This is a genomic window from Caballeronia sp. LZ065, from assembly GCF_031450975.1.
GTDB lineage: Bacteria > Pseudomonadota > Gammaproteobacteria > Burkholderiales > Burkholderiaceae > Caballeronia.
In genome coordinates, this window is the sequence record NZ_JARUXV010000004.1 from 1,546,395 (window position 1) to 1,561,625 (window position 15,231).

Annotated in this window: 12 protein-coding genes and 1 pseudogene; 7 read left to right on the forward strand and 6 right to left on the reverse strand. The window is 64.7% G+C overall.

The window, feature by feature from the left end:
- The first annotated feature begins 308 nt into the window (after positions 1 to 308).
- Positions 309 to 1,511, forward strand: coding sequence for a glycosyltransferase (locus QCE63_RS33630; protein ID WP_309839230.1), 1,203 nt, complete (start codon positions 309 to 311; stop codon positions 1,509 to 1,511).
- Positions 1,512 to 1,540: 29 nt separating this feature from the next.
- Here QCE63_RS33630 and QCE63_RS33635 read toward each other — a convergent pair whose 3' ends face one another.
- The 3 genes from QCE63_RS33635 to hpnA form a co-directional block, all read right to left on the reverse strand.
- Positions 1,541 to 2,047 (reverse strand): hypothetical protein, encoded by a 507-nt coding sequence (locus QCE63_RS33635; RefSeq protein WP_309839232.1) that lies wholly within the window; start codon positions 2,045 to 2,047, stop codon positions 1,541 to 1,543.
- A gap of 211 nt (positions 2,048 to 2,258) precedes the next feature.
- Complete coding sequence (locus tag QCE63_RS33640; protein WP_309839233.1) at positions 2,259 to 4,505, reverse strand: NADP-dependent isocitrate dehydrogenase; 2,247 nt, start codon at positions 4,503 to 4,505, stop codon at positions 2,259 to 2,261.
- A 245-nt stretch (positions 4,506 to 4,750) separates the two neighbouring features.
- Positions 4,751 to 5,761, reverse strand: coding sequence for a hopanoid-associated sugar epimerase (hpnA, locus tag QCE63_RS33645; RefSeq protein WP_309839235.1), 1,011 nt, complete (start codon positions 5,759 to 5,761; stop codon positions 4,751 to 4,753).
- A gap of 171 nt (positions 5,762 to 5,932) precedes the next feature.
- Here hpnA and QCE63_RS33650 point away from each other — a divergent pair, with 171 nt between their 5' ends.
- The 5 genes from QCE63_RS33650 (at position 5,933) to QCE63_RS33670 (ending at position 12,117) form a co-directional block, all read left to right on the forward strand.
- Positions 5,933 to 9,070 carry a response regulator gene (locus tag QCE63_RS33650; RefSeq protein WP_309839237.1) on the forward strand — a complete coding sequence of 1,046 codons (3,138 nt, stop codon included), beginning with the start codon at positions 5,933 to 5,935 and terminating at the stop codon, positions 9,068 to 9,070.
- 17 nt (positions 9,071 to 9,087) lie between these two features.
- On the forward strand, positions 9,088 to 9,924 hold the full coding sequence (locus QCE63_RS33655; RefSeq protein WP_309839239.1) for a CheR family methyltransferase: 837 nt from the start codon (positions 9,088 to 9,090) through the stop codon (positions 9,922 to 9,924).
- 2 nt (positions 9,925 to 9,926) lie between these two features.
- Positions 9,927 to 10,535 (forward strand): chemotaxis protein CheB, encoded by a 609-nt coding sequence (locus QCE63_RS33660; RefSeq protein WP_309839241.1) that lies wholly within the window; start codon positions 9,927 to 9,929, stop codon positions 10,533 to 10,535.
- 62 nt (positions 10,536 to 10,597) lie between these two features.
- Positions 10,598 to 11,737, forward strand: coding sequence for a hybrid sensor histidine kinase/response regulator (locus tag QCE63_RS33665; protein ID WP_309839245.1), 1,140 nt, complete (start codon positions 10,598 to 10,600; stop codon positions 11,735 to 11,737).
- Positions 11,738 to 11,820: 83 nt separating this feature from the next.
- A complete protein-coding gene (locus QCE63_RS33670) occupies positions 11,821 to 12,117 on the forward strand; it encodes an acylphosphatase (RefSeq protein WP_309839247.1) in 297 nt (98 codons plus the stop codon).
- 43 nt (positions 12,118 to 12,160) lie between these two features.
- On the opposite strand, the gene egtD is transcribed toward QCE63_RS33670, so the two are convergent.
- A complete protein-coding gene (gene egtD, locus QCE63_RS33675; protein WP_309839249.1) occupies positions 12,161 to 13,129 on the reverse strand; it encodes an L-histidine N(alpha)-methyltransferase in 969 nt (322 codons plus the stop codon).
- A 403-nt stretch (positions 13,130 to 13,532) separates the two neighbouring features.
- Here egtD and rarD point away from each other — a divergent pair, with 403 nt between their 5' ends.
- Positions 13,533 to 14,510 carry an EamA family transporter RarD gene (gene rarD / locus QCE63_RS33680; protein WP_309839251.1) on the forward strand — a complete coding sequence of 326 codons (978 nt, stop codon included), beginning with the start codon at positions 13,533 to 13,535 and terminating at the stop codon, positions 14,508 to 14,510.
- On the opposite strand, the gene QCE63_RS33685 is transcribed toward rarD, so the two are convergent.
- Both QCE63_RS33685 and QCE63_RS33690 read right to left on the reverse strand, forming a co-directional pair.
- On the reverse strand, positions 14,511 to 15,020 hold the full coding sequence (locus QCE63_RS33685; protein ID WP_309839253.1) for an Mpo1-like protein: 510 nt from the start codon (positions 15,018 to 15,020) through the stop codon (positions 14,511 to 14,513). It abuts the gene before it with no gap.
- Positions 15,008 to 15,231 (reverse strand): annotated as a pseudogene (locus tag QCE63_RS33690) (hypothetical protein); the annotation flags it as partial. The gene QCE63_RS33685 and the pseudogene QCE63_RS33690, both read right to left, overlap by 13 nt.

Genomic DNA, 15,231 nt, shown 5'->3' on the forward strand with positions numbered 1-15,231 from the left:
AGACATGTTGGGGATCGATCTGCGCGCCGAAGTTGACCGCGTATTCTAACGCGTTCCCTTTTTGGGTGCTCACTGCCTGCCATGGCCGCCGGTGCGCCGCGGCGCATGCAAATACGGCGCTTTTCAGAACCCAGTAGACTGTCGGTCGTTTTCGGCCACGCGCGGCCGCGCGGGTGGCGTTTCAAAGCGCTTCCACGCGCCGGCAAGGCCGGTGTGTCGCCCGCGCAACGCCCGCAGCCCGCGCCGGGACCCGGTTCAAACCGCTCCGCCATGCTCTTCCCGTTCCTACCCAGCTAAACACCTGAAACATGCTACTGATTGCCTGGCTGTCCCTCCTGATCTGGCTCGTGCTGCTGTTCGCGCGCGGCGGATTCTGGCGTGCCGAGCCCGCGCCGGCGCTGTCCGGCACGACCATTCACGCCGTCGGCAGCGCGGAAATCGCGCGGCGCGGCGCGTGGCCGGCGCTCGTCGCGGTGGTGCCGGCGCGCAACGAAGCCGATGTCATCGGCCGGGCGGTCGGCTCGCTGCTCAAGCAGGACTATGCGGGCGCGTTCCACGTGATCGTCGTCGATGACCACAGCACCGACGACACCGCCGGCGTCGCGCTCGCCGCCGCCCGCGATCTCGGACTCGAAGACCGCCTGACCGTGCTGACCGCGCAGCCGTTGCCGCCGGGCTGGTCCGGCAAGGTGTGGGCGCAGTCGCAGGGCATTGGCGCGATCGATTCGCTGGGGCTGCCCGCCGAATATCTTCTGCTGACCGACGCCGACATCCACCATCCCGCCGACGCGGCCACGCAACTCGTTGCGCGCACGATTCTCGAAGACCGCGATCTGGTGTCGCTGATGGTCCGTCTGCGCTGCGATTCGCTGTGGGAAAAGGCGCTGATTCCCGCCTTCGTGTTCTTTTTCGCGAAGCTGTATCCGTTTGCCTGGGTGAACGACGTGCGCAAGGCCACGTCGGGTGCTGCGGGCGGCTGCATGCTGGTGCGGCGTTCGGCACTGGCCGAGGCGGGCGGGATCGAATCGATCCATCAGGAACTGATCGACGATTGCAGTCTCGCCGAGCGCATCAAGCATCGTTTCGGCCGCAACGCCGCGCGTCCGATCCGTCTCGACCTCGCGCAGACCAGCGAATCCCTGCGTCCCTACGACAGCTGGCGCGACGTCTGGAACATGATCGCGCGCACGGCTTTCACGCAGCTGCGTTATTCGCCGCTGCTGCTGATCGGCACGGTGATCGGCATGGAGGTCATCTATCTGGCGCCGCCGCTGCTGGCCCTGACGATGGGCGCACGCGCGTGGCCGGCGTGCGTGGCCTGGGCGCTGATGTGCATCGCCTACGGGCCGATGCTGCGTTATTACCGCAGGTCGCTGCTGTGGGCGCCGCTGTTGCCGCTGGTCGCGTTGTTTTATGTCAGCGCGACGATCGGCTCGGCCGTGCGTTACTGGAGCGGGAAGGGCGGGCAGTGGAAGGCGCGGGTACAGGCGCCGACGCAGGAAGGTTCGTAGTACCCGGGCGGCTTCGTGACGAAGCCGCCTTACTTCTTCGTCAGCATGGCGTACAGCTCGATCACCATGTTCGGCGAAAACGTGAACGGTACCCAGCCGTGTCCGCCGTGGCGCAGGACCAGCAGCCGGTCGCCGTTGGCGTACTTCTGCGAAGCCATGACCGGGTTCTTGGTCGCGGCGAAGCGCCAGCCCGGCGCAATTCCGGCGGGCTGTTCCGGCGACATCGACGCGCGCACGTTCGACAGTTCCTCGATCAGTTCCGATACCCCTTCCGGCCCCAGCTTGACCGTTTTTCCCGCAATCGTCATCTCGATGGCATCGCGATCCGGCCGCGACACGACGAGCCTCTGCGCTTCGTTCAGCGCGGGCGGTTCAGCGGGTGCGGGCGCGTCGCGGTTGAGCGCGGGCGGTTCGGCGGGGGCGCTGTCGGCGGCAGAAGCGGTGACAGAGGCAGAAGCAGAGGCAGAAGCGGAGGCGGTCTGGAGGAGCGTGTCGAGGCTCGACTCCAGCGCGCCGAGCTGGTCGTGTAGGTTCATGCGAATGGTGTCTTTGACTGGCGAGCTTGCGGCGAGGCACCGATTCTACCCGCTCGTCTTTGGCGAGGCCGGTGCAGGTTGTAACCAATTGCTCTGAGCGTGCGGATCACGCGACAGTTTTCCGCCGCCACAAAAAACAAGACCGGCGTCCCTGCCGGGAGGCCGGTCCATCGGAAGCGCATCCGCATGACGCGGATACGCCCGTACTGCCTTACTTCGCGCTGGCCTGCTCCAGCGCGGCGTTGAGCGTCTTGCTCGGACGCATGACGCTTTCAAGCTTCTTCGCGTCCGGCTGGTAGTAGCCGCCGATATCCGCTTCCTTGCCCTGCACGGCGTTCAGTTCGTCGACGATCTTCTGCTCGTTCTCAGCAAGCGTCTTCGCGAGCGGCGCGAAGCGTTCGGCCAGTTCGCGGTCTTCCGACTGCGACGCGAGTTCCTGCGCCCAGTACATCGCGAGATAGAACTGGCTGCCGCGATTGTCGAGCTGGCCGGTTTTCGGCGACGGGCTCTTGTTGTTGTCGAGCAGCTTGCCGGTGGCGGCATCCAGCGCCTTCGCGACGAGCTTCGCACGCGCGTTGTCGTTCTTGATGCCGAGTTCTTCGAGCGACACCGCCAGCGCGAGGAATTCGCCCAGCGAGTCCCAGCGCAGGTGGTTTTCCTGCACGAGCTGCTGAACGTGCTTCGGCGCCGAGCCGCCCGCGCCCGTTTCATACAGGCCGCCGCCAGCCATCAGCGGGACGATGGACAGCATCTTCGCGCTGGTGCCGAGTTCCATGATCGGGAACAGGTCGGTGAGGTAGTCGCGCAGGATGTTGCCCGTGACCGAGATGGTGTCCATGCCGCGGATCACGCGTTCGAGCGAGTAACGCATCGCGCGCACTTGCGACATGATGTGGATCTCGAGGCCCGTCAGGTCATAGTCCTTCAGGTAGGTCTCGACCTTCTTGATGAGTTCGTTTTCGTGCGGACGATACGGGTCGAGCCAGAACACGGCCGGCATGCCCGAGTTCTTCGCGCGCGTGACGGCAAGCTTGATCCAGTCGCGGATCGGCGCGTCCTTCACGAGGCACATGCGCCAGATGTCGCCCTTTTCCACGGGCTGCGTGAGCGCTTCGATGACTTCGTTCGTCGCGTTGTCGACGATGCGCGCCGTGCCGTCCTGCGGAATCTCGAAGGTCTTGTCGTGCGAGCCGTACTCTTCGGCCTTCTGCGCCATCAGGCCGACGTTCGGCACCGTGCCCATGGTCTTCGGGTCGAACGCGCCGTTGGTCTTGCAGAAGTTGATGATCTCCTGATAGATGCGCGCGAACGTGCTTTCCGGGATCAGGCATTTGGTGTCTTGCGGACGGCCGTCGGCGCCCCACATCTTGCCGCCGGCGCGGATCATCGCGGGCATCGATGCGTCGACGATCACGTCGTTCGGCGCGTGCAGGTTCGAAATGCCCTTGGCCGAATCCACCATGGCCAGCGCCGGACGATGCTCGTGGCACGCGTGCATGTCGCGGATGACTTCGTCGCGCTGCGATTCCGGCAACGCCTCGATCTTCGAATACAGATCGACGAGGCCATTGTTGACGTTGATGCCGAGTTCCTCGAACAGCTTGGCGTGCTTGGCGAACGCGTCCTTGTAGAACACCTTCACGGCGTGACCGAAGACGATCGGGTGCGAGACCTTCATCATGGTCGCCTTCACGTGCAGCGACAGCATCACGCCCGTCTTGCGCGCATCTTCCATCTGGTCTTCATAGAACTCGACCAGGGCCTTCTTGCTCATGAACATGCTGTCGACGATCTCGCCGTCCTGCAGCTTGACCTTCGGCTTCAGCACGATGCTTTCGCCGCTCTTCGTAACGAGTTCCATGCGGACTTCGCGGGCTTGGTCGTTCGTGATCGACTTTTCGCCGTGATAGAAGTCGCCATGCTTCATGTGCGCGACGTGCGTGCGCGAGGCCATGCTCCACTCGCCCATGCTGTGCGGATGCTTCTTCGCGTAGTTCTTGACGGCGAGCGGCGCGCGGCGGTCCGAATTGCCTTCGCGCAGCACCGGGTTCACCGCCGAGCCGAGACACTTGGAATAGCGCTGGCGAATCGACTTTTCTTCGTCGTTCTTCGGCTCTTCCGGAAAGTCGGGCAGCTTGTAGCCCTTCGACTGGAGTTCCTTGATCGCGCTCGTCAACTGGTGCTGCGAGGCGCTGATGTTCGGCAGCTTGATGATGTTGGTGTCGTCGAGCTGGGTCAGGCGGCCGAGTTCGGCGAGGTTGTCGGGGACTTTCTGCGCATCGCTCAAAAATTCAGGGAATTCGCCGAGAATGCGCGCCGCGACCGAAATGTCGCTGGTCTCGACATTGACGCCGGCCGGCGTCACGAAAGTACGGATGATCGGCAGAAAGGCGCTGGTTGCGAGCAGCGGAGCTTCGTCGGTCAGGGTATAGATGATGGTGGGTTGCTGATTGCTCATCGCTTGTCTCGACATCCGAAAACGGGTTGGAAAAAACCGCCGGCCTGAACCGCCCCTCCGGCAACAAACCGCTATTCTGCCTGAAATTGCGTGGCTCGCGTGCGAAAGAAGCCCCGTGAACACCGCGAAAACAGGCGTTTATCTTGCTTTATCAATAACTTAACATTTTTCGAGTCTTATAGAAGACTTGCTATGTTTGCTGCTCAGGACCGATGCTGGCCCGTTTCACGAAATGATTCGATGCTTCACACCGTGAGATATCCGTGCGTGCGGAACCAGTCGAGCGCGTCCTTCAGCCCTTCGCGATACGGCCGCGCGCGATAGCCGAGTTCGCTTTCGGCGCGCGCCGACGTGAAGTACATCTTGTTCTTCGACATACGTAGTGCGTCGACGGTCACCATCGGTTCCTTGCCGCTGAACTTCGCGAACAGTTCCGCGCCGATCGCGACGGGATACAGCGGTCCGCGCGGTAGTTTGATGGTCGGCGGCTTGCGGCCGACGAAGCCCGCGATGTCAGTGAGCATCTGCTGCAAGGGCAGGTTCTCGCCGCCCAATATGTAGCGTTCGCCGATCCGACCGCGTTCCAGCGCCAGAAAATGACCGTTGGCGACGTCATCGACGTGGACGAGATTCAGGCCCGTATCGACGAAAGCCGGGATCTTGCCCGTCGCCGCTTCCACGATGATGCGCCCGGTCGGCGTGGGACGCACGTCGCGCGGTCCGATCGGCGTCGACGGATTGACGATCACGGCGGGTAGCGCGTTCTGCGCGACCATGCGTTCGACGGCGCGCTCGGCCAGTACCTTGCTGCGCTTGTAGGCGCCGATGGTGCTCTGCGGGTTTGAGGGCATGGTTTCATCGGCGATGGCGCCCGAACTCGTCACCTTGAGCGTCGCGACGCTGCTCGTATACACAATGCGTTCCACGCCTTCCGCCAGCGCGGCGCGCATCGTGGCCTCGGTGCCTTCGAGATTGGCGCGTTCGATCTCGCTCGGGTCCGGCGCCCAGATGCGGTAATCGGCCGCGACGTGGAACAGGAAGCGCACGCCCTTGAGCGCGGCGCGCATCGAGGCTTCGTCGCGCATGTCGCCAATCACGATCTCCGCGTTCAGCGACTCGACGTTCTTGCGCGGGCTGGTCTTGCGCACGAGCACGCGCACGTCGAAACCGCGTTCGATGGCGAGCCGCGCGACCGCGGACCCGACGAATCCCGAAGCGCCGGTGACGAGCACGCGGGAGCCGGAAAAATCAGTCATTCTTACCTCTTTGAAAAAACGCCTGCGGGGTTGTTTGTAACATCTGCCTCGCCGAAAAGCGGGCCTTGCGGGCCGCGGAGCCCGATGTGACAAGGCCTTGCGCGGCGTGCTATGGTCCGTGCCTGCTACCGGCGCGAGCTTCGCGCAAAATTCGAACATAACCGGTGAACGATGCCTCAAGCCACTCGGAACCTCTCTTCCTGGATCTATTTCGCGATTGCGGTCACGCTGGCCGTGGTGTTCGCCATCGACGTGCTGACGCCGATGCGCGTCGCGATCTGGGTGTTCTACATGCTGCCGGTCGTGATGTGCGTCTGGGTCGACCGGCCATCGGTGCCGATCGTCACCGCGGTGGCTTCTTCGGCGCTGATGATCGCGGGATATGTATTTTCCGTCGCCGATCCGAGCGCCACGCACGACGTGCTGCAACTCAACCGCGCGATGGGCATTCTCGTGCTGCTCGTGCTGGCGGCGGTGGCGCACCTGTATATCAAATCGCGGCTCGCGGTACAACGCACCGCCTGGCTGCAACAGGGCATCGTGCAGCTCGGCCGGCAACTGCGCGGCGAGCAGTCTCCCGCTTCGATCGGCGTGAGCATTCTGCGTTCTGTCGTGCCGTATGTGGAAGCCAAGGTCGGCGTGGTCTACGCACTCGACGGCGACGCGCTGGTGCGGGTCGCGGGCTGGGCGCTGCCGGAGGACGATAGCGCGCCGCGCCGTATCGCGCGCGGCGAGGGGCTGGTCGGTCAGGCCATCATCGAAGGGCGTCCGCTCGAATTGCGCGACGCGTCGTCCCATTATCTGAAAGCCGGCTCCGCGCTCGGTTCGGCGGCGGCGACGCGCGTCGTGATCGCGCCGCTGTTCGCCGACGGCGAGGCGACCGGCGCGCTGGAGCTCGGTTTCGTCGGCAATGAAGGACGTTTCGACGATGCCCGCGCGCTCCTCGACATGGCGGCGGAGCCGATCGGCATGGCGTTGCGTTCGTCGCGCTATCGCGCGCGTCTGGTGGAACTGCTGGAGGAAACGCAGCGCCAGAGCGAGGAATTGCAGGTGCAGCAAGAAGAGCTGCGTGTGTCGAACGAGGAACTGGAGGAACGCGGCCGGGCGTTGCAGGATTCGCAGGCGCGTCTCGAACAGCAGCAGGCCGAGCTCGAACAGACCAACGTGCAGCTCGAAGAACATACGCAGCATCTGGAGCGGCAGAAGGCGGAACTGTTGCAGGCCCAGCAGGAACTGACGGCCAGCGCGCTGGAGATGGAGCGCGCGAGCCAGTACAAGTCGGAATTCCTCGCCAACATGTCGCACGAACTGCGCACGCCGCTCAACAGCTCGCTGATCCTCGCGAAGCTCCTGCAGGACAACAAGCAGGGCAATCTCTCCGACGAACAGGTGCGTTACGCGGCGACCATCCATTCGTCGAACAGTGACCTGCTGGCGCTCATCAACGACATTCTGGATTTGTCGAAGGTCGAAGCCGGGCAGATGGATGTGCAGTTCGCGCCCGCCGCCGTCGTTTCCCTCCTGGATGCGCTCAAGCAATCCTTCGCGCCGGTCGCCGGCAGCAAGGGACTGGAGTTTCTCACCGAGCGCGGCGCGGGCGTGCCGGATTATTTCGTCACCGACAGCCAGCGGCTCTTGCAGGTTCTGCGCAATTTGCTGTCGAACGCGTTCAAGTTCACCGAGCGTGGCAGCGTCACGGTCGCGGTGCAGCGATCGGGCGACAATGCGCTGCGCTTCGAGGTGCGCGACACCGGCATCGGCATCGCGCGCGACAAACAGGATTTGATCTTTCAGGCGTTCCAGCAGGCCGACGGCACCACGAGCCGCAAGTACGGCGGCAGCGGCCTGGGGCTGTCGATCTCGCGGGAGTTCTCGCGTTTGCTGGGCGGTTCGGTGGCGGTATCGAGCGAACTGGGCCGGGGCAGCGTATTCTCCGTCACCCTGCCGATGAGCGCGCGCGAAGGCATCGTCACGGCGAAGCTCGAATCGGCCGCTCCGCTGAGCGAGCCGGCACCGGCGCTGATCGCGCAGGTTGTTCCCGCACCTGCACCCGCGCCCATGCCGGTGCAACCGGTCGCCACGTTTCACGAAGCCGTCGGCATCGCCGACGATCGCGCGCAACGGCGTCATCCCGATCGCGTGATCCTGGTCATCGAAGACGATCAGCCGTTCGCGCACATCCTCTACGACCTCGCGCACGAACTCGAATTCGACTGCGTGCATGCCGCCACCGCGACGCAAGGCGTGGAGCTCGCGCGCTCGCTGCAACCGAACGGCATCCTGCTCGACATCGGCTTGCCGGACCAGTCCGGTCTGACGGTGCTCGAATGGCTCAAGCACGATCCGCTCACGCGCCATATCCCGATCCACATCGTGTCCGCGACGGATCATGCCGATGTCGCGCTGCATCTCGGCGCCATCGGCTACACGCTCAAGCCGAGCGCGCGCGACGATCTCGCCAACGCGATCCGCAAGCTGGAGGCGCGCTCGTCGCAGGGCGTGCGCCGCGTGCTCGTGATCGAGGACGATCCGGCGCTGCGCCAGAGCATCCACGCGCTGCTCAAGAGCGAAACGGTGGCGATCGTCGAAGCGGGATCGATTGCCGAGGCGCTCGATGAAATGCAGCGCGGCGTGTTCGACTGCATCGTCATGGATCTCGCGCTGCCCGACGGCTCCGGCTATGAACTGCTCGAACGCGTGTCCACGACAAGGGGGGGCGTCGCGCCGCCGGTGATCGTCTATACGGGGCGTCTGCTGTCGCAGGAAGAGGAACAACGCCTGCGCCGCTATTCGAAATCGATCATCATCAAGGGCGCGAAGTCGCCGGAACGTCTGCTCGACGAAGTCACGCTGTTCCTGCACAGTGTCGAGAGTGCATTGCCGCCCGAGCAGCAACGCATGTTGCGCGCGGCGCGCCAGCGCGACGACGTATTCGAAGGGCGCACGATCCTGCTGGCGGAAGACGACGTGCGCAACATCTTCGCGCTGTCGCGTGTGATCGAGCCGCTGGGCGCGACGCTCGAAATCGCGCGCAATGGCCGCGAGGCGCTGGAGGCGCTGGCGCGCCGCAGCGACATCGACCTCGTGCTGATGGACATCATGATGCCGGAGATGGACGGCCTCACCGCGATGACCGAGATCCGCAAGCGCTCGGAGCATGCGCGCCTGCCGATCATCGCACTGACCGCGAAGGCCATGCAGAGCGATCGCCAGAAATGTCTCGAGGCGGGTGCGGACGACTACATATCGAAGCCCATCGACGTGGATAAGCTCGTGTCGCTGTGCCGCGTGTGGCTGCGGCAGCGATGAGCGGACCAAACTCTGCAATGAACGACGCCAGGAACGAGGAAGAAGCGACGTTCGACATTGAACTGAAGCTGATTCTGGAAGCCATCTACCTGCGCTATCAGCACGACTTCCGGCATTACTCGGTGAGTTCGCTGAGGCGCCGGCTCGCGCAGGCCGTGCATGATTTCAACGTGCCGACGCTGTCGCATTTGCAGGAGCGCATCCTGCGTGACCCGGCGCTGTTCGCGCGGCTGTTCCAGTACCTGACGGTGCAGGTGAGCGAGATGTTTCGCGACCCGCAATACTTCCGCGCGATCCGCGAGCAGGTCGTGCCGATCTTGCAGACGTATCCGTCCATCAAGGTCTGGGTGGCGGGTTGCAGCAGCGGCGAGGAATTGTGGTCGCTGGCGGTGCTGTTCGCGGAGGAGAAGATCGCGGAGCGCACCGTGTTCTATGCCACCGACATCAACGCCGAGGCGCTGCGCCAGGCGGAAAGCGGCATCTATCCGCTGGACCGCATGGCGGGCTTCAGCCAGAACTATCTGGCGGCGGGCGGCAAGCGGTCGCTCTCCGACTACTATCACGCGGCTTACGGGGCGGCGAAATTTTCGCAGACGCTCAAGTCGCGCGTGGTGTTCGCGGATCACAGCCTCGCCACCGACAGCGTGTTCCTCGAAGCGCATCTGGTGTCGTGCCGCAATGTGCTGATCTACTTCGATCGCGCGTTGCAGGATCGCGCGCTCGGCCTGTTCAGCGACTCGCTCGTGCGGCGCGGGTTTCTCGGTCTCGGCAGCAAGGAGAGCCTGCGCTTTTCGACCCATGCCGATCGTTTCGCGGACTTCAATCCGCGCGAACGGCTCTACCAGAAGGTGTGACGATGTTCGACGCGCAGCGTATCGAAGCGGTCGTGATCGGCGCCTCGGCGGGCGGCGTCGAGGCCTTGAGCCAGTTGTTGCCCGCCTTGCCGGAGACGTTCGCCGCGCCGGTGCTGGTGGTCGTGCATGTGCGCCAGGGACAGCCGAGCCTGCTGCCGGGACTGTTCGCGTCGCGTTGCGCGCTCGAGATCGCCGAGCCGTTCGACAAGGACGAGATCGCGCCGGGCCGCATATATTTCGCGCCGCCCGGCTATCACATGCTGGTCGAGGCGGAGGGCGGCGCGGCGCCGTCGATCGCCTTGTCGGTGGATCCGCCGGTGCGCTTTTCGCGGCCGTCCGTGGACGTGCTGTTCGAATCGGCGGCGCATGCCTGGCGTGAGCGGCTGCTCGGCATCGTGCTCTCGGGCGCGAACGACGACGGCGCGCGCGGCGCGCGCGCGATCCGCGCGGCGGGCGGCGTGTGCTGGGCGCAGGACCCGGCGACGGCCACCGCGCCCGCGATGCCGCAGGCGGCGATCGCCGAGGGCGAAGTGAGCGAAGTGCTGACGCTGGACCAGATGGCGCTGCGGCTCGCGCAGTGCACCGGCAAGGCGCCTGGGGCACGCCAATGAGCACATCCATGAGCACGGTTACGAACGCAGCAAACGACACAGGCAAGGCAAGGAGTCACCCGATGACGCAACCCATCCACGTGCTGATCGTCGACGACATCCGCAACAACATCACGGCGCTCGAAGCCTCGCTGGCGCGGCCCGATCTTTCGGTGCTGAAGGCCGAGTCGGGGCCGGCGGCGCTCGAACTGTTGCTGAAGCACGAAGTCGCGCTCGCGATCCTCGACGTCAACATGCCCGGCATGGACGGCTTCGAGCTTGCCGAACTGATGCGCGGCAGCCCGCGCACCGCGCACGTGCCGATCATCTTCCTCACGGCCACGGCGCAGGAAGCAAATCGCACTTTCCGTGGCTACGAGGCGGGCGCGGTGGACTTCCTGTACAAGCCGTTCGACTCGCGCATCCTGAATTCGAAAGTGGATGTGTTCATCCAGATGGAACGGCAGAAGCAGCAACTGGCGACGCAACTCGCCACCGTGCAGCAACTGCTCGACGCCAACGAAATGCTGATGGCCGTGCTCGGCCACGACTTGCGCACGCCGCTGTCGGCGGTGATTGCGTCGGCGGAATATCTCGCGCGCTTCGTGCAGGACGAGAATGTCGCCAACATCGGCACGCGCATCAAGTCGAGCGGCATGCGCATGGTGCGCATGGTCGACCAGCTGCTGAACCTCGCGCGTCTGCGCGGCGGTCGCGTGACCTTGCAGCCGCGCGCGGTCGAACTCAACACGCTGGCGAAGAACATCGTCGATGAGTACGAGGCGCGCGTAGGCAAGGGGCGTATTTTCGTGCTGCGTCAGGGCGACACGCTGTTGCAGGGCGACGGCGACCTGCTCTCGCAAGTATTCTCGAACCTGATCGGCAATGCGCTTCAGCACGGTCTCGAAGGATCGGCCATCCAGGTGCGTCTGGACGGTCATGCCGACGACGTGACCATCACCGTGCAGAACGCCGGCGCGATCCCCGCCGACGTCCTGCCGACGATCTTCGCGCCGTACCGCTCGGGCCGCCGGCAGAATGAGTCGAGCGGGCTGGGACTCGGGCTCTACATCACGCGCGAGATTGCCGAGATGCACGGCGGCGAGGTGCGCGTGCGCTCAACCAATGACACCGGCACCGTGTTCGAAGTGACCTTGCCGCGCGTGCCGCGTCCGCGCACGGGCGAGAGCCCCGATGTCGCGCAGCCGTTCCGGCTGAGCTGAGCGCCGCGGGTCGGCCGGCCGCGACGCGCGTCGCCGCGCGTGTCTACAATGCGGCCTATGACCAGCAAACAAGGGAGAGCGCGATGACCGTTCCAGACCTGGATACGAGACTCGAAACCTATTACGTGCATGTGCGAGGCGTTGTGCAGGGCGTCGGCTTTCGTCATCACACGGTGCGCCGCGCGCATGCGCTCGGCGTGCGCGGCTGGGTCGCCAATCTGGAGGACGGCTCGGTCGAGGCGGTTGTGCAGGGCGCGGCCAATCAGGTCGACCTGATGCTCGAATGGCTGCGGCGCGGACCGCCGCATGCCCGCGTCACCGAATTCCACAGCGAAGAGCGTCACGTCGAGAAGCGTTACGAGCGCTTCGAACAGCACTGAACGCCGCGCTTCGACGCGGCGCGACCCGCACCCCCTCAACGCACTAACGCGCCACCAGCAGACTTTCCGCGAACTGCCATTCCTCGTCGAGCCATTGATGCGTGCATTCGAAGCCCGCGTCGGCGGCGATCGGCGCGACTTCCTCAGCCGCGTACTTGTGGCTGCTTTCCGTCCAGATCGTCTCGCCTTCGCGGAATCCGATGCGCAGATCCGCGCCGCGCACTTGCACCGTGAGCGCGCGTTTGGCGCGCAGGTGCATTTCGATGCTGCGCGCGTCCGGATTGAAACGCGCGACGTGCTCGAAGGCGTCGATCGGGAAATCGCCGCCCAGCTCGCGATTGATGCGCGCCAGCATGTTCAGGTTGAACGCGGCGGTGACGCCGATGGGGTCGTCATAGGCGGAGATCAAAACCGGCAGCGGCTTGATGAGATCGGTGCCGAGCAGGAGCGCGTCGCCGGGCTGGAGCATGCTGCGGATCGAGCACAGGAAGCGCGTCGCGGCGAGCCGCGCAAAATTGCCGATGGTGCTGCCGAGAAACAGCACGAGCAGGCGCTCGCCGTCCTTGCGTTTCGAGCTGACTTCGGAGAGGCCGGCGAGGTAATCGCGCTCATGTCCGACGATGGACACCCGTTCGATATCGCCCAGTTCGCGCCGGCACAATTGCAAGGCGGTGCGCGAAATTTCAATCGGATGGTAAGCGGTGGGCTGTTTCTTACACAGCGCTTCAAGAATGCGGCGCGTCTTGCGCCCGCTGCCGCTGCCCAGTTCGGCGACCTGGATGTCGCCGGGCATGGCCGCGACGATGTCGGTGGCGTGATCCTTCAGCACGCGTTCCTCGGCGCGCGTCACGCCGTATTCGGGCAAGGCGGTGATGACTTCGAAGAGCGCCGAGCCCACTTCGTCATACAGATACATCGACGGCAATTCTTTCTGCGGCTGCTTGCTGAGGCCGGTGTGGACCGCTTCGGCGAAGGCATTGGGAAAGCGGGGCGACAGGGCGGGTTGAGTCATGACGTCTCCATTCATGCGGCGTTTCGTGAGCGCCGTCGCGGGCATCGGCGACGGCGGCGCGGCGTGGGCGTGCGGACGATGCCGCGGATGCTGTGACGTGAACGGGAACGAGCCGGCAGGCTGCCGGTTCGCCAAGGATGACCGGTCGTCGTGACCGGCCGAAGACACATCGGACCTTCGTGAGCCGTCAGAGACACGGCTCGCGCGGCGAGGTTCAAGCCAATTCGTGACACCCCGAGCGTGCATGACGAGCAAGACGGGAAGCAAGAAGCGGGCACGCCGCCGCGCGATTCCGGAAGGCGTTGCCTGGGGGCGCAGGCCTCCCGGGCGTTTAGAATGCGCCTTTCTCGTCATTCCGGCAGCGATGGCGGGCCTACCCCTTCTGCGCGCGGCGCTTCTCTCGATGAATCAGCATGACCTGGGGCGCGGCATCGCGCTGTCCGTAAGCGCCTCGGCGCTGTTCGCGCTCATGTCCGGCTACACGAAGTGGCTCACGCCGCTCGACGGACTCGATATCTTCGCCTGGCGCATCGTCTGGACGCTGCCGGGTGCGTTCGCGCTCGTTGTCTTGCGCAAGCGCTGGCCGCAATTTCGCGCGCTCGCCGGGAAGCTCGTGCGCACGCCGCAGTTACTGGCCGGTTTCGTGGTGGCTGCCGCCCTGCTCGGCGTGCAGTTGTGGATCTTTCTCTGGGCGCCGCTGCACGGGCGCGCGCTCGAAGTGTCGCTCGGCTACTTCCTCCTTCCCCTCGCGATGGTGCTGCTCGGCCGCTTCCATTACGGCGAGCGGCTCGACGGCTTCCAGTGGGCGGGCGTGGCGGCCGCTGCGGTCGGCGTGGCGCACGAGCTTGCCATGACGCATGCGTTCGCCTGGCCGACGCTCGTCGTCATGCTGGGCTATCCGCCTTATTTCATGATCCGGCGCCGGCTCGACGTCGACCCGCTCGTCTCCTTCGCGATGGAGATTCTGTTCATCGCGCCAATCGCGGTCATCATGCTGTGCGTGCGCGGTTCGTTCGGCGTGGTTGCCGGCGCGCCGCACCTGTGGCTGCTGCTGCTTCCCGGACTCGGCGCGCTGAGCACGCTGGCGCTGGCCTCGTACCTGCGCGCGAGCCGGCATTTGCCGCTGGCGCTGTTTGGCATTCTTGGTTACGTGGAGCCAGTGCTGCTGGTCGGCGTCGCGGTGCTGTTGCTGGGCGAGCCGTTTTCGGCGGGGCAACTCGGCACTTATATTCCGATCTGGCTCGCGGTCGTGCTGACGGGCATCCACAGCGCGCACCTGCTGATACGCGAACGCGCGACCCGGCGGATGCTGCCGGTGAGCGAACACCATGCGGGCGTCGAACACGAGACGGTTGCTGAGGAGATCGAGCGCACGGACTAATCAGCGCGTGGCGGAATCGGCCGCGTGGATGGCGACGTGCAGATCGCGCCGAAGTCCCCATGCCGACAGCAGCTCGACCAGAATGAAGAGCGGTCCGATCAGAAGGCCGATGACGTCATCGACAAAAGCGGGTTTGCGATGTTCGAAGCGGAGATGCCCGACCAACTGGAAAGCCCAGCCCGTCACGAACAGACCGATGCCGGTTGCCAGCCAGAGCGTTGTGGTCTGCATCGCGAGCCAGTGTCCGAACCACGCGCTCGCCGCCGACACGATGCCCATACCGAAGCCAAGCGGAAGGTCGAGCTTGAGATAGAACATCGTGGCAAGCGCGAACAGGATCGCGGCGGGCGTGACGGACAAGGCGCCGGAGAAGACGGGCCATGCGGGCCGGCTCAACAACGCGGCAATAGCCAGAACAATGAGCGGAATGCCGACGACATGCGTCGCGACGTTGCGCGTGTCGCGATGATAGGCCGCGTACTGCGACAGATGCTCGGTCAGCGTGCGCATGATGGTCGTCTCCCGGTGCGGTGAGTTGCCATCATGATATGCCGCGAGAAAGCATTGCTCTGAAGCTGCCGACGCGTCAAACAAAAAAGCGAGCCCGAAGGCTCGCTCCCAGCTAAGGCAACGCTGAACAAGCCGTTGTATTTATCAAATTGGGCGCGAACACAGGTGGGCTTATCGTGAGTGAAGCTTTGCCGCTGCATTTTCTTGCCCA